General features: G+C 57.9%; 10 protein-coding genes. All 10 read left to right on the forward strand.

Annotation, left to right across the window (positions count from 1 at the left end; translation table 11 throughout):
* The first annotated feature begins 93 nt into the window (after positions 1 to 93).
* Positions 94 to 3,915, forward strand: coding sequence for a TonB-dependent receptor (locus tag OHL23_RS10320; RefSeq protein ID WP_263351806.1), 3,822 nt, complete (start codon positions 94 to 96; stop codon positions 3,913 to 3,915).
* Between the two features lie 114 nt (positions 3,916 to 4,029).
* Positions 4,030 to 5,445, forward strand: a complete 1,416-nt coding sequence (locus OHL23_RS10325) for a tetratricopeptide repeat protein (protein WP_263351807.1) — start codon at positions 4,030 to 4,032, stop codon at positions 5,443 to 5,445.
* A 51-nt stretch (positions 5,446 to 5,496) separates the two neighbouring features.
* Complete coding sequence (locus OHL23_RS10330; RefSeq protein WP_263351808.1) at positions 5,497 to 6,681, forward strand: alkaline phosphatase family protein; 1,185 nt, start codon at positions 5,497 to 5,499, stop codon at positions 6,679 to 6,681.
* A 4-nt stretch (positions 6,682 to 6,685) separates the two neighbouring features.
* Positions 6,686 to 7,894 carry a hypothetical protein gene (locus OHL23_RS10335; RefSeq protein ID WP_263351809.1) on the forward strand — a complete coding sequence of 403 codons (1,209 nt, stop codon included), beginning with the start codon at positions 6,686 to 6,688 and terminating at the stop codon, positions 7,892 to 7,894.
* Between the two features lie 210 nt (positions 7,895 to 8,104).
* The gene (locus OHL23_RS10340; RefSeq protein WP_263351810.1) at positions 8,105 to 8,770 is read left to right on the forward strand and encodes a L,D-transpeptidase; all 666 of its coding nucleotides are present in this window, start codon (positions 8,105 to 8,107) and stop codon (positions 8,768 to 8,770) included.
* 10 nt (positions 8,771 to 8,780) lie between these two features.
* Entirely contained in the window at positions 8,781 to 8,957 is a 177-nt protein-coding gene (locus OHL23_RS10345) for a hypothetical protein (RefSeq protein WP_263351811.1), read from the forward strand.
* A complete protein-coding gene (locus tag OHL23_RS10350) occupies positions 8,954 to 10,306 on the forward strand; it encodes a prohibitin family protein (protein ID WP_263351812.1) in 1,353 nt (450 codons plus the stop codon). Before OHL23_RS10345 ends, OHL23_RS10350 begins: the two co-directional genes overlap by 4 nt.
* A gap of 136 nt (positions 10,307 to 10,442) precedes the next feature.
* Positions 10,443 to 11,696 (forward strand): hypothetical protein, encoded by a 1,254-nt coding sequence (locus OHL23_RS10355; RefSeq protein WP_263351813.1) that lies wholly within the window; start codon positions 10,443 to 10,445, stop codon positions 11,694 to 11,696.
* Positions 11,674 to 13,062 carry an ABC transporter substrate-binding protein gene (locus tag OHL23_RS10360; RefSeq protein WP_263351814.1) on the forward strand — a complete coding sequence of 463 codons (1,389 nt, stop codon included), beginning with the start codon at positions 11,674 to 11,676 and terminating at the stop codon, positions 13,060 to 13,062. The genes OHL23_RS10355 and OHL23_RS10360 overlap by 23 nt, the downstream gene beginning before the upstream one ends.
* The gene (locus tag OHL23_RS10365) at positions 13,059 to 14,918 is read left to right on the forward strand and encodes a sensor histidine kinase (RefSeq protein WP_263351815.1); all 1,860 of its coding nucleotides are present in this window, start codon (positions 13,059 to 13,061) and stop codon (positions 14,916 to 14,918) included. The genes OHL23_RS10360 and OHL23_RS10365 overlap by 4 nt, the downstream gene beginning before the upstream one ends.
* The last annotated feature ends 20 nt before the right edge of the window (positions 14,919 to 14,938 follow it).

The raw sequence follows: 14,938 nt of genomic DNA on the forward strand, positions 1-14,938 counted from the left end.
CACGATTATGTAATCGTTTCCACATGCAGCAAAGCGCGGAGGGATTCGTACGAAGCGCAAAGACTGGGGTGGATGAAAGTGGAGGTTACTCGGATGGGCCTTGATCGCAAAATCTTCGGTTGGTTCAGATCCATTGGCTGCTTAACCCTCGTTTGTGTTTGCTTCCTCCTGGTTTCAAGCCAGAAGGCATTGGGCCAGGTAGACGAGGGTTCAATAACCGGTACAGTATTGGACTCCTCCGGCGCGGTTGTTCCTGGTGCTCACGTGACGCTCCTGAACACCGACCAGGGCCTGAGCATCGAGACTCTGAGCAACGGCAGCGGTGGATATTCCTTCAGCCCCGTCCGAATCGGCCACTACAAGATCACCGTTTCGGCCAAGGGTTTTGAGACTACGACGCAGGAGAACCTCACGGTTGCGATTGCGCAGAACCTTGGCGTCAACATCCAGTTGAAACCGGGTGCAGCGACGGAGACCGTCGAGATCACTGAAGCTCCCCCGCTGCTTCAAACCGAGGACGCTTCGGTAGGTCAGGTGGTGGACGAGCATTCCGTGAACAGCCTGCCACTCAATGGCCGTAACTTCACATTTCTGGCGCAGCTTGGCGCCGGGATGCAGACCCCGCAGGCGGACACGCGCGGCAATGCGGCTTCAGGAGCATTCAGCGCCAATGGCCTGCGCCCGGCGCAGAACAACTACCTGCTGGACGGCATCGACAACAACTCCAACGCGGTGGACTTCCTGAATGGCACCAACTTCAGCGTGCTCCCTCCCATCGATGCGATCGCGGAGTTCAAGGTTGAAAGCGGCGATTTCAGCGCCGAGCAGGGCCGTGCTGCGGGCGCGATTATGAACGCGACGGTCAAGTCCGGCACCAACAGTTTCCACGGCGATGTGTGGGAGTACTTCCGCAACGATGTACTGGACGCTGCCGACTTTTTCGAGTCTACAAAAAGCGAACTGCGATTGAACCAGTTCGGCGCCACAGCGGGCGGCCCCATCTGGAAGAACAAGTTCTTCTTCTTCGGCGACTACGAGGGAAAGCGGCGGGTGCAGGGCAACACTTCAGGCTTGGAGAGCGTGCCAACGCCCACGGAACGCAGCAGCGGGTACGCAAATCTAACCGACATTCTCACCGCGAACGCTGGATCGGCTCCCAGAACCGATGCTTTGGGCAGGAGCATTCCGGTAGGTGTGGTGATGGATCCGTCTACGACGCGCACGGTCACCGCAGGGGTTCCCGATCCAACAACAGGAATTGTCGCGGCCACCACGGGTTATGCCCGGGATCCGTTCGGCTATAACACTTGCACGACCGCTGGATTGACAGCTCCTTCGCTGGCGGCTTGCCCCGGTCTCAACACAATACCTTCGAGCGTCACCGCCTCGACTGGCTTCCAGGATGCCACGAAGATATTGAATCTCTTCCCGAATCCGACGCGGAATACCCTCACTTCGAACTTCCAATCGAGCTACCCGTTGTATGAACACTCGAACACCTGGGACACGCGCGAAGACTTCAATCCCTCGGCAAAAGACCAGATTTTCGTGCGCTTCAGCTATGTGGATGACCCGCAGTTCATCCCAGGACCCTTCGAAGGAATTGCAGACGGCGGCAGCTTCCAGCAGGGCATTCAGACTCTGCATTCGGACCAGGCAGCGGCTGCATATACCCACGTCTTCACGCCTACGACGATCAACGTGGGCCGCGTCGGTTTCAACCACCTGCACACCACGCGCTTCGGCCCGGACGGCACCACGGTAGGCATCCCCGCCCAATACAACATTCAGGGCATTCCGCAGCTCACAGAGAATGGAGGTCTTCCCGGCTTTACCTTCGGTGGACTGGGAAACCTGGGCAGTAATAACTTCCTGCCCTCGGACGAAGTCAGCCAGACACTCCAGGTGACGGACGACTTCACCAAGATTTACGGCAAGCATAGCTTCAAGATGGGCATCGAGTACCAGCACGTAAAGTTCCAGACGCTTCAGCCGGCATACTCCCACGGCCAGTTCGACTACAACGGTTCGTTTACCGATGTGCCGAACCTGAACAGCAGCACAACGGGAATCGCACAGTTCCTGATACCGCCAGTAGCCGCCACAGTTGCTAACGGTATCAACTACTCTGGAGGCTCCGACCAGGTGCAAGCCTCCAACATCAGCACGACCTATGATGAGAGAAACTACTTTGCCGCTTATCTGCAGGACGATTTCAAGATCTCTCCCAAGCTGACCCTCAACCTGGGCTTGCGCTACGACTACTTCGGACCGATCGGCGAATCGAATGGCGGCCAGGCCAACTTCGTTCCCTACGGCCTTCCTAACAATGTGCCGGAATATCTGATTCCTGCTACGGGCAAGGACAATAGGACATTGTCTAACAATTCCACATCGATTCCGGCCAATACCGGTTTCGTCAACCTGCTCGCGCAGGATGGCATCACGCTGATGCAAACCAACAAATACGGTAACGGCTTGGTTCAGACACAGAAGACCAATTTCGCGCCACGATTTGGCGTCGCATATCAAGTCACGCCCAAGCTGGTTGTGCGCGGCGGGTACGGCATCTTCTACAACTCGTTTGAAAACCAGGGATATGGCCCGAACATTGGCGAAAATTATCCCTTCGTCTACAACTTCAATTTCGTCCCTCGCGGTTCGCAATCCGAAGTTGCCCCGGTGAGTTCCGGTACGCCGTTCGCCGGTTGCACCCCAACTGGAGCCGCCACGTTTGAATCGATGTACAGTTGCATTTCCTTCACACCCGCCGCTGTCGATGGGCAGGGATTGAGCCTGGAAGGACTCCAGTTCAACTACCAGACTCCGCTGACGCAAAGTGCGAACGTGACAGCGCAGTATTCGCTGACACACAGCTTGTCCGCGCAGGTTTCCTACGTGATTACGCACGGAGAGCATTTGCAGACGGGTATAGGCTCCAACAACGTGAGCGCCCTCTGGCCGGCTGGACACAGCACCACCGATCCCTACCCCAACAACGAGATTCCGTTCCCCGACTTCTCCCAGGGCCAGAGCTACAACGCAACCCTGGGTACGAGCACCTACAACGGACTCCAAACCAAAGTCGAAGAGCAAATGTCGAATGGATTGCAATTTCTCTTCGCTTACACATGGGCTAAGACGCTTTCCGATGCGGGCGACCTGCTTAACGGCGGAAGCGCTGGCGGATATCGGGCGCCCAACGTCGTTGGCTATGGAATCGGCTTCGACCGCGGCTTGGCCGATTTCGATATCCGCCAGGTCCTCCACTTCAGCGGCGGATATCAGTTGCCGTTCGGAAAAGATAAACAGTTTCTGCACAACAGTAATGGCCTGACAAACGCACTAGTTGGCGGATGGAGCGTGAACTGGATCGCGACGCTGCAGGGCGGCCAGCCGATGACCATGGGCTGTCCATCCGGAACGACTGCCGGAACGGGCTGCGACGTCCTTAACGTCCCCGGCCAAAGCCAGAAGCTTGGCATCCACATCGTAGGTGGACAACCAACCTGGTTTGGAAATCCAGCAGCATTCAACCAGCCTTGCCAGACTACCGGAACTGCGAACAATCTTAGCTTCATTCCCGGCACGCCGGCAGGCTGCATTGCCACCCAGGGCACCCAGGTCCTGGGCGGTTACAACACCGAAAGTACAACCCCCGGTTTCCGCAGGCTCGACTTTTCGACCTTCAAGGCCTTCCAGTTGACTGAACGATTCTCCTTGCTCTTCCGGGCAGAGTTCTTCAACATCCTCAATCACCCCAACTTCAATGCTCCCGGATTCGGCGGCAACGGAGTCGTGTCCATCGCCAATTCCACCAACTTCACCAATTCCAACTTCGGCGAAATCGGATCGACCCGCGATGCTCCCTTCGATCCAAGACAGATTCAATTCGCTCTGAAGCTGTATTACTAACCGCAGTATCACTGAGGTAAGATGAATGCACCCCGGAATGACAAGCCTGCCGGCTGTCCTTTCGGGGTGTTTCTACGTAGTGGGTTGCCAACACCGCGATCACGGAGGAGGACTGTGAACAGGAGGTGTCTGTTTCGGTTATTGTGTTTTGGTCTTCTCGTGGTCGGTGCGAGCTATGCCGCAGCCCAGGAAAGCCAGAACCAAATGCTGGACCGCCAGTACCAGTCGGCCGCAGCGCAATATGAAGCAGGGCATTTCGCAGAAGCGGAAGCGCAGCTGGAAAAGCTGCTACCGTATGCTCCGAAGAGTTTCGAAATCCATGAAATGTTGGGGTTGGCTTACGCTTCTCAGTCGCAAGACTCAAAAGCCGTTGAACATCTTAAGATCGCAGTTCAATTGAAGCCCGACTCAGGCGCGGCACGGACAAACCTTGCCGCGAGTCTCGTTCGCGCAGGCAAGCCGGAGTTGGCTCTGGAACAGTTTCAAAAGGCGCTCCAACTGGAGCCGCAGGATTACGACGCCAATCACAATCTTGGCGAGTTCTACATTCAATCGGACAAAATCGAGGATGCGCGCCCATTGCTCGAAAAGGCGCAGAAGATCAACCCGTCGAATTACGACAATACGTATGATCTGGCGCAGGCTGACTTCCTTACGGGACACATTGCTGCTGCGCGATTGATCGTTCAAAGCCTGCTGCAACGGAAGAATACCGGCGAGCTACACAATCTTCTTGGCCACATACAGGAGCGAGACAGCAAGTTTGTGGAAGCGGTCAACGAGTTCCAAACCGCCGCACACATGGACCCAAACGAAGACAATCTCTTCGATTGGGGAAGCGAGCTCTTGCTTCACCGAACCTACGACCCAGCAATCGAAGTCTTTGAGCAGGGAGCGCAGCGATTTCCAAGCTCGCCGCGTCTGCAAACGGGGCTGGGCCTCGCGCTGGACCTGCGGGGCAGATACGATGATGCGGTGAAGGCGTTTCTGGCAGCCGCTGATCTCGACCCAACGGACGCTCGCTGCTACCTTTTTCTATCTAAGGCCTACGGCAGCTCTCCAGATCAGGCGGAGGATGTTATCCGGAGGTTTCGGCGCTACGCAGAGCTGGAACCGGCGAATGCACTCGCGCAGTACTATTACGCGATGAGTTTGTGGAAGGGCAAGCAGATGGAAGACTCGAGCCTGGACATGCAGATGGTCGAGTCGCTGCTCAAGAAGTCACTCGCGCTCGATGACAAGCTTGCAGAAGCCCATGTGCAGCTCGGCAATCTTTACGCGGATCAGCGCCACTACGATCAGTCGATTCCTGAATACACACGCGCACTGGAATTGAATCCGAATCTTCCCGACGCGCACTACCGCCTCGGGCAGGATTACGTTCATGTGGGACAGAAAGAGCTGGCGCAGCAGGAGTTCGCCGTGTACCAGAAGCTGCGAGCCGAGCACCTGGCTGAAGAGGACAAGGAGCGAGCGGAGGTGCAGCAGTTTGTGTTGGCATCGAGTTCGAATTCATCGAGCAAGCCGTGAGTTGGTGATAGCGCGCTGCAAGAGGCAAGGAAAGTTCAGGGTGGTTTTGCATTGAAAGATCGCGAGTTCCAATCACCGTTTGGCGTCGACAACAATCCCAGAGAGATTGCATGGAGGCTGGGCCGCAGTCGACGCGAATTTCTGCGCGATGTGGCAGGCCTTGCGCTGGGAGGCACACTTCTGAGTGCGAGCCCGTTCCTTCGCGGCGAGGCTGCGGCAAAGAAGCGCAAGGTGATTGTAGTTACGTTTGGCGGTGGCGCTCGCGATCAGGAGACCTTCGCGCCCGAGGGACAAGAAAACATTCCGAACATGCTCCGAGAGCTTGCCCCGCAGTCGAGTTTCTTTACGCGAGTAACAAACCAGGGCATCCTTGGACATTATGTTGCGACGGCAAGCCTTGCCACCGGTGTTTACGAGACGCTGAACAACTTTTCCGCCATTCCACCGGAGCATCCGACGGTCTTCGAATATTTCCGTAAGGATTTGAAGCGTCCCTTGTCAGATGCGTGGGTCGTCGCGCCCAGCAACGGCTTCAACCGCATCGGCGAGAGCAACGCCCGTTCGTATGGCCCGGGGCTCGGAGCGCGCGTGGTTCTGCCAAAGCATCTCCTCAGCGCGGCGGCATCGGGCGGCATCTCGGACTACGATCATCTGGTGCGCGACAACTACGAGACTCCGCTGTATACGCCGCAGATCGGAGGCGGCGAGTTTGAATTGCAACAGCTTGAGATGATCCTGAAGCTCTCTGTCGACGACTTTATGGCTCATGCGCGCACCATCTCAAGCCCGGATGAGCTTTCGATGTTCATTGTGAAACGCCTGATGAAGCAGGAATCTCCTAGTCTGCTATGGATCACCATGCACGACATCGATATTGCCCACTCCGGCGCGTATTCGCTGTATGTCGATGCGATCCGGCGCACCGACCGGCTTTGCGCCGAGTTATGGAAGGCGGTGCAGAACGAGCCGGAATACGCCGGAAACACAACGCTTTTCATCCTTCCCGATTTTGGGCGCGATGCCGATGAAGATGCCGGAGGCAATGGCTTTCAGCATCATCGGACCGGCGACGCGGCTTCCCGCACAACATGGATGATGGCGCTTGGCGCGGGCGTTCGCGAGGGAGTGGTCTTCGATCGTCCGATGCAATCGATTGATCTCGTTCCCAGTCTTGGAGCGATTCTGGGGTTCTCGCCTGCGCAATCCCAGGGACGGCCGATTCAAGAGCTGCTATAAGCCTATGCTGCCAAACGATCTCAAAGCCGAGCACTTCGCCGCGTACCCTCCGCAGGCGCGGAGTCTTATCGTTGCCAATCTCAGTGTTCTTCAGCAGCTCCCGATCAGCTTTGTGCCGAGTCTTCTTCGCGAAGCTATCGATTACGATTACAAGTTTCCCGCAGAGCAGTCGGCGATCAGCAGGGAACTCCTATTTCTGACTTCATTATCTCCGCAGCAGCTCAGGGATTTGTTTCAGGGATTTTCGCAGTTATCGATTTCAAGCCAATTGAAAGACTTCGATTGGATCAACCAGCCTGCCCAGTTTGTCGAACAGTTATCCGCATATCTTTGGACCACGCACCAGCTCGACGCCTTCCGCAAAGCTGCAACCGATTATGGCGATCGAATGCGAACAGCGGCGCCTCTCGAGCCGATTCCCATGCGACGGCTTGGCATCGCCGTCATCGGACAGGGCGTGGCAAGCTACGATGCACCCCTTTTTCGAAATCTGCGCAAACACGGCACTTACTTCAGCCAGGTCAAGCCAGAGAATGGGCTCGATATATTGCTTTCTGCTGTCGCAGCGCGTGCAAAAGAGCATCCGGTTCCTTACGGCCATTGGTATGTGGATGGTGCCCAGCCGGCGGATCATAGCCACTCACTGACTTGCGTGTCGTATCAAACGCTCGAACCGGCGCGCGCCGCGCTGCTGAAGAAGATCGATGCGGAGCTCCATAAACCCGGCATGGGACCGGAAGAGTTGCGAACCCATCTCGCGCGGCTGTTGCCATCCGACATCGGCATGGACAAGGCGGGAGACGAAGTCCTAGACAGATTTCAGGTGAAGCTGCTTACCGAAGGCTCAGGAACGCAAATCTTCAGCACTACCTTTGCGCAGTGGACCACACGCGAAGTTCTGCGCCGTGCGCAGGCTCTTACGCTGCTGGTGCGCTACGCTCCGCGTCAACGGCAGAAGCCGATGAATGAGATGCTGTCCGGCAGCCACAGCAATCCCGAAGTCGATGCCACCGGCTCGCTGGTCGATGCGGATATGGCCGCCTACTATCATTGGATCAACCAGCAGAGGCTGCCCGCCTCCGAACACTCCTCGTTTGTGGTTTGGTTCGAAGGCCACAGCGAGGCGCTTGCCGTTGCGCCGTCCCTTCCCCACGGCACCCAGTCCAACTCCGCAATGGATCTTGGACAGCTTCTGTCGCTCGTTCTAGGCTGAGACGGTATCCTCCGAATCTATCGCGATTCATCGCGGGCTAGCGGCAATTCCGTGTCTCTTTTGTTGTGAATCCTCTGACACGGTGTGTGCCTGCTGACACGTTCCTGGACGTGTATCTGGCCAATAACTCATTTATTTTCAATGTCTCCCGTTTGGTTTGGGGCTTGCACTGTATTTGGGCGCAGGCAGTCAGGCAAAAGGGGAGAAGCGATGAAGAACTGGATACTTAAGAGCCTTTGGATAGCAGTCCCGGCAATTGTCATGGCGGTTCAGACAACGGCGCAGCAAGCGCCTGCGCCGGAGCCGGTTCGACAGATCGTGGTGAGCCTTGCAGATCGCAAGCTGGCCCTCCTCGAACACGGCCAGGTGAAGAAGATCTACAACGTGGCCGTTGGCAAGCCGTCGACACCGAGCCCAGAGGGCACTTTCACCATCGAGCGACGCGTAGTGAACCCTGTGTATCACCACAATGGCCGCACCGTGGAGCCCGGTCCGGCGAATCCGGTTGGCACGCGGTGGATGGGGTTGAGCACCAAGGGCTACGGAATTCACGGCACCAACGAACCGAATTCCATCGGCAAGGCCGCGTCGCATGGCTGCATTCGCATGGCGAAGGCCGATCTCGAAGAGTTCTACGGGCTCGTCGCCGTTGGGGATCAGGTGCAGATCATCGGGACTCGCGATGAGCAGACCGCGCGTCTCTTTGAACCCGCTCCGGCAATGGTTGCGAAACAGGCCGTGCAAGTCGCAAAGGCCGAGCACCCAGTGGCTGCGCCCGTGACTGGCCAGCAGGTTTCCATCTCCGAAGCTGTGGTACAGGACGCCAGTCATCATGAGCCCGTGATGATTGCGGTTTCAGCGGCTGCGTCGCGGTAAGGAGGATGTGATGAGGCTTTTCATGGAAGCAATGAGCGTCCTCGGCTCGGTGCTGTTGCAGCTAGCTGTAGGGCTGCTGATCGAAGAGTTGACCTTCGCAGGACTGGTCCGGCTGATTCTCGCTCCACGGTCGTCAACCGGTAAGAACAAGGGGCGCAATCACAAGAACAAGGGAGAAATGCAATGAACGCGCTGAAGCTGGTGTTGATGGTGGCGGGAGTGCTGTTGCTGGTTACCGCTGCAGGGATTCCGCTGTATGGGTTGTCCATGCGGATTCGTAGTTTCATGAAAAAGCAGAAAAGCGAGTCGGATCAGGTGGGTTCGAGGTTGATGGAACCGTTGCTGAATCCCATTCCGTGGAAGCTCCCACTTGTGCTCGCGCTGGCGGGTTGCCTTCCGATGTTGGTGGCTTCGAGCATCGTCGTTGTCCCCAGCGGCATGGGTGGCGTGCGCGTAAGCCAGCTCTCTGGCACGCTGCCGGGAACGCTGTATCCTGGCGTGCACTTTATTCCTCCGCTGGTGGAGAGCGTAAAGACCTTTGATCTGCGTGATCACCTTTTCACGGCGGGCGTTACTGACGAAGGCAGCAAAGACTCGAAGCAGAGAAATGGTCTTGAGGTTCAATCGCGCGAAGGTCTCAACATAGCGCTCGCTATCACGGTGCGCTACCATCTTGATCCACGCAGGTTGGACCATGTCGAAGAGCATCTGCCACAGCCTGTCGATAAAGAGCTCGTTCCCCCAGTTGTAGCGAGCGCATGGCGCGAACTGGCGCCTGGCTACACCGTTCAGGAGATCTTCAGCTCAAAGCGCGAGGAGGTGCGTGCAAAGGCCGCGGCGACCATTACCCGTAAATTGGGCGTGGACGGTATCGTTGTGGACGAAGTGATGCTTCGTGATATCCAGTTGCCGGAGGAATACGCAAAGGGTCTCGAAGGCCTGCTGCTCAAGGAACAGGAGAACGATCAGATGGCCGTTGCTACCGAGATCCAGCAAAAGCAGATCAAGATTCTGGAGCTGCAGGCCGAAGGCGAAGCGGCGCAGAAGGTAAAGCAGTCCGAAGGCGAAGCGCAATCCCGCGTCGTGGAAGCCAAAGGCGAGGCCGATGCAATGCAGTACACGCTGCCACTCAAGCAGAAGCAGATTGAACAGAGCAAGCTTGAGGCAGAGGCGCGCAAAGAGGCCACGATTCAGAATGCGCAGGCCGACGCGGAAGCCAAAGTCATTGACAGCAAAGCCGAACTGGAGCGGCGCAACCTGCTGGCCGATGCCGAAGCGAACCGTGTGCGTCTTATGGCCTCTGCCGACGGCGAACGTATGAAGAGCGAAGCGGCATTGTTGAACGAGTCGCCGCTGCTGATCAACAAGATCATTGCCGAGCGGTTGTCGGACAAGATCCAGGTGCTCATGGTGCCGTCCGATGGCAAGTTCTTCTTCGCCAACGACGTCTTCAAGGCAGCGGCTACGAATCCAGCGCTGAAGCATGAGATGGATGGTGACGACAAGGCGGAAGGTGCGCACGGCGGCGCGCACTAAGGAAACGGCAGCAATGGGGAGACAGGCCTGGGCGGTTGGAATTGGAACGGCACCATCAATGACGCCGTCCAGGGCCGGCTCCCTGTAAGCTATGGTTTGCAAAGTTATGCCCACGGGCCATACAAGAGAGATATTCATGATTCGCTCGAGATTTTTATCGGGGTGCAGGTGGTTCTGCCTGGTACTCCTTCTGGCAGGCCAATTTGCGCATGCGGCAAACCACTGGGAGCAGCCCGCATCCCAACTGGCGACGCAGATTGCCGAGATTCTCGGCTCTGGGCAGGCGCAGCTCGTTTTGAGCAATCGCTCGACGATTGAAGCCTCCGAAATCGCGCCGATTCGCCGCATGTTAGAGCAAGATTTGCGCTCCCATGGCGTGGCCCTTTCCGGCGCGGAGAGCGCCAACATAATCCGAGTGACGCTCAGCGAGAACACACGTGAACGGCTTTGGGTGGCCGAAGTTATCGAAGGCAACCGGACGCAGGTCGCGATGGTGCACGTGGATCGCGAAACCCTCGCTGCGCCTGCCGCGCAGACTGGGATCGTTCTGGAGAAGAAGTCATTGTGGAGTTCTGATCAGCCGGATGGCCCGGTGCTGGCCGCACTCGAAACCCACGCGGGGCTGGTGATCCTGGAACAGGAAGAGATCGTCGTGCTGGCCGGAAGTACTGCGGCATGGCGCGAAGAGAAGCGATGGAATCTGGATGCAGGCCGGCCATTCAACAGAGACCCGCGCGGGATGTTGCAACCCGCGCCGGATGGGATCGGTTTTACCGCTGTCTTACCGGGCAGACTTTGCGATGGAAGTTATGCCGCTCAGCCAGACGCAAGCGAGCCGACCGGGAACTGGAGCCTGCATTGCCGCGAGAGCGACGATCCATGGTCAGTCGACGTCGGGAAGACTGGAACTGCATCCGCAGATCTGCATGCTTTCTACAATGCTTCGCGAAATTACTTCACCGGGGTGATCACGCCGAATCCTGGCATGGATATTACGCCGTTTTACAGCGTGGCGGTGCTTCCGCATCCAACGGTGGATCATCTAGCCCTGCTCATTCATGGAATCGATGGCAAGGTGCAAATGATGGAAGGGAATTCCTTGAGACCAGTCGCCGGTATGCGCGACTGGGGTAGCGACTTCGCTGCGGTGCACTCAGCCTGTGGTGTGGGGACCCAGATATTGGCCTCTGCCTCAGGAGAAGCGGAGAACGATAGTCTGCGCGCCTACGAACTGGCTTCTCAGGAGGCGGTTGCTGTAAGCGCTCCTCTCGAAATGGGCGGAACAATTACCGCGCTTTGGACAGCTCCCGAGGGAACCACCGCATTGGCCGTAGTTCGCAAGAGCGCGAAAGAATACGAGGTGGACCGTGTTTCGGCTCTCTGCCTTTAGTTCGCTTTCCTCAAATCGTGCCATGGTCCTCTGTGTTCTTGTGATGTTGACGGCGACGGCTCACGCGAGAACGCGCCCGCACTACGGCGGGACGATTCGCATCGAGGTCGAAGGCGACCCATTGCAGAAGCCGGATGGGATCGCGTGGCGGCTGATGCTCGACGGCCTCACTCGCAAAGACTCCGAGGGCGCAGTGCGTCCTTCGTTGGCCACGCGCTGGACCTCGGAAGACAACGATCATCGGTGGCAGTTCTGGCTACGGCCCGGCGTTAGCTTTCACAACGGACATCCATTGAACGCCCTCGCAGTTGTGACCTCGCTCGAAGAGTCCTGCCGTGCGGCCGCGTGCCCATGGTCGGCTGTGCGGGTGCTCGGTCAGTCGGTGGTCTTCACCAGCGACAATCCTATCCCCGATCTTCCGTCACTGCTCTCCGAAAATGGGTTTCTGATTCAACAGAAGTCTCTCGCGGAGGACAACGCGGCAGCGACGGTCATCGGCACCGGCCCATTTCGAATGAAAGACTCAAACAATAGCGCTGTGCAGCTTGAGGCCAACGATGATTGCTGGCAGGGTCGGCCATTCGTCGACGCCATCGAAATCGAAGCGCACCGCCCCACGCGCGATCAGTGGATGGATCTCAGTCTGGGCAAGGCAGATGTTGCGGAGGTTCGTCCCAGCGATATTCGGCAGGCCCGTCAACAGCGGCTGAACGTAATCATCTCGCCGGAAGTCGCGCTGCTTGCGCTGGAAGTCCATAACACGGAACTTACTCCGCAACTGCGGGCGGCGCTGGCGTTGTCTGTGGATCGCGCGGCGTTGTATCAGTTCATCTTTCAAAAGCAGGCTGAAGTGACTGCCAGCCTCTTGCCTGACTCGCTCTCTGGCTACAGCTTTCTCTTTCCTATCGACCGCGATCTGACGCGAGCGCAAAGCCTGCGCGGCGGCATCACCCCTCCGCCGCTGGCGCTCGCTTATGACGGAACAGGCCCGATCCAACTGGCAGCCGAACGCCTTGCGCTCAATCTGCATGACGCAGGCTTCGCGGTTCGAGTCATCCCGCCGGGACCAAACGGATATATCTCGCCAAGAACGGACCTTATTCTGCGACCCTTTCCACTTACTGGCGGAACTCCATCCGACATACTCGACGAGCTTCTGCGCAGATTCGGCCAGACCGCACCGGCGAAGCTCCCGGACGCCGCTGCAACATATAAGTCGGAGCATGATTTCCTCGATCAACATACTGTTATTCCGTTGCTGGATCTGCCCCGCGCCTGGGCTGTGAGTGGACGCATGCGCGATCTTCGTCTCACTGCCGAGGGCGTGCCCGACCTCGCCAACGTGAGTTTGGAGGATGCAAAATGAGCCTGCGTCAAAAGCTCCTGCTGCTCTTCTCCCTCACGGTCGCTGCGGCTGTCGCTGTCGTCTCGTGGACAGTGCTGGTGCGCATCCGCCAAGTCTTCAACCAGCAGGATCAGGAGAAGACAACACTGCTGGTGAACCAGTTTCAGCGGGAGTTTCAGCATCGGTCCGCTGAGGTGACTGCGGCGGTGGACCGCCTCGCCAACTCCGAACGAACCCGCGGCATGGCTTTCGAGTTGATACAAACGGCCGATGCCGCTCCATATCTCGGCGAAGCTCAGGCGCTGGTAACCGAAGCGCAGTTGGACTTTCTGGAAATCGTCGGCTCCGACGGAAGCATCGTCAGTTCAGCGCAATGGCCTGCGCGCTTCGGCTATCCTGAGCCGGCGGTCCAGGGCGCCAGTGCACAGGCATTCCTCAAGCGCGAGGATCTGCCGGACGCGATGAGCGCGCTGGGCATCTTTGCGGTGCGATCGATTCGCGGGTCTCCTTCGATTCGGATCGTAGGTGGAAGGCGTCTCGATCCGCAATTTCTCGCCGACCTGCCCACCCCTGCGGGTGTGGATGTGTATCTCTATAGCGTGGGCGATGGCCGGCCCGACTCCTCGACATCGCAGCCAACAGCCTTCGATCCGAAGCAGCTTCTTGGCGTGAGCGGCCCTGTAGCGAATGCCGCGCGATATCAGTCTGTGATCGATGCTGCGCGGCGAAGCGGGCAACCATCGAGCTCGATCGTGTATCTCTCAGACCGCCGCGAAGACAGCGTCAGTACAACAGTGCAGCCCCTCAAGAGCGCAACAGGTCAGGTGCTGGCAGTGCTGGTTGTTGCGGCTTCGCGCCGTGAGATGGTGCAGGCGCAACAGCACATTCGCGCGATCGCCTATGGAGTCGCAGCCACCGGCATCCTGCTGGCAATTGCGATCAGTGTCTGGATCGCAGGCCGTGTCTCGCGGCCTATCGAAGAGCTTGCCCGCGCCGCGGAAGAAGTGGCATCCGGCAATTGGAATACGCACGTGCCGATTCGCGGAAGCTTGCGCAGCCGCGACGAAGTCGCGACGCTGGCGCGGAGCTTCAACCACATGACCAGCGAGCTCACGGCACAACGTGAAAAGCTCATTCAGAGCGAACGCGTCGCAGCGTGGCGGGAACTGGCGCGCCGCCTGGCGCATGAGCTGAAAAATCCACTCTTTCCTCTTCAGCTCACCGTGGAGAATCTTGTCCGCGCACGCAGCCTGTCAGAGGTGACGGAGGCGGAGTTCGACGAAATCTTTCACGAGAGCACACAGACGCTGAGCATGGAAATCGCCAATCTGAAGACCATCATTGGCCGCTTCAGCGACTTCAGCAAGATGCCAAAGCCGCAACTGGAGCGCATCAACGCCGCAGACGCCATCACACGCGTAGCGCTCCTGTTCTTCCCATGGAAGGCGGCCTCTGAGCAGGAGTGCGACGTGACCTCCGCGGGCCAGCAGGACATCGAGTGCTGCATCGTCCTCGATCCCGATCCGCTCCCCATCGATGCCGATCCGGAAATGCTGCATCGTGCGCTCAGCAATCTGGTCCTGAATGCAATGGATGCGATGCCGGATGGTGGCAAGCTGACACTATCCGGCAAGTGCGTGGGAGACCGGGTCGAGATACGTGTCGCTGATACCGGCGAGGGCCTGACTCCCGAAGAGTGTGAACGCCTCTTCACCCCCTACTACACTACCAAGCAGTATGGAACGGGGCTGGGTCTTGCAATCGTGCAGTCTGTCATTGCGGATCATGCTGCCACCATCTCTGTCGAAAGCCATCCCGGCGGCGGGGCTGCGTTCGTACTGTTATTTCCCAAAGCTGCGGAAGGCACTGAGAGTTAGCGAACAAACTGGCAAGAAGC

The sequence above is a fragment of the Acidicapsa acidisoli genome (assembly GCF_025685625.1).
Lineage (GTDB): Bacteria > Acidobacteriota > Terriglobia > Terriglobales > Acidobacteriaceae > Acidicapsa > Acidicapsa acidisoli.

What these genes read in the sequence shown, in the direction of transcription:
- OHL23_RS10320 (WP_263351806.1), top strand. Translation starts at nt 94, where the DNA reads ATGGGCCTTGATCGCAAAATCTTCGGTTGGTTCAGATCCATTGGCTGC.
- OHL23_RS10335 (WP_263351809.1), top strand. Translation starts at nt 6,686, where the DNA reads ATGCTGCCAAACGATCTCAAAGCCGAGCACTTCGCCGCGTACCCTCCG.
- OHL23_RS10340 (WP_263351810.1), top strand. Translation starts at nt 8,105, where the DNA reads ATGAAGAACTGGATACTTAAGAGCCTTTGGATAGCAGTCCCGGCAATT.
- OHL23_RS10345 (WP_263351811.1), top strand. Translation starts at nt 8,781, where the DNA reads ATGAGGCTTTTCATGGAAGCAATGAGCGTCCTCGGCTCGGTGCTGTTG.
- OHL23_RS10350 (WP_263351812.1), top strand. Translation starts at nt 8,954, where the DNA reads ATGAACGCGCTGAAGCTGGTGTTGATGGTGGCGGGAGTGCTGTTGCTG.
- OHL23_RS10355 (WP_263351813.1), top strand. Translation starts at nt 10,443, where the DNA reads ATGATTCGCTCGAGATTTTTATCGGGGTGCAGGTGGTTCTGCCTGGTA.
- OHL23_RS10365 (WP_263351815.1), top strand. Translation starts at nt 13,059, where the DNA reads ATGAGCCTGCGTCAAAAGCTCCTGCTGCTCTTCTCCCTCACGGTCGCT.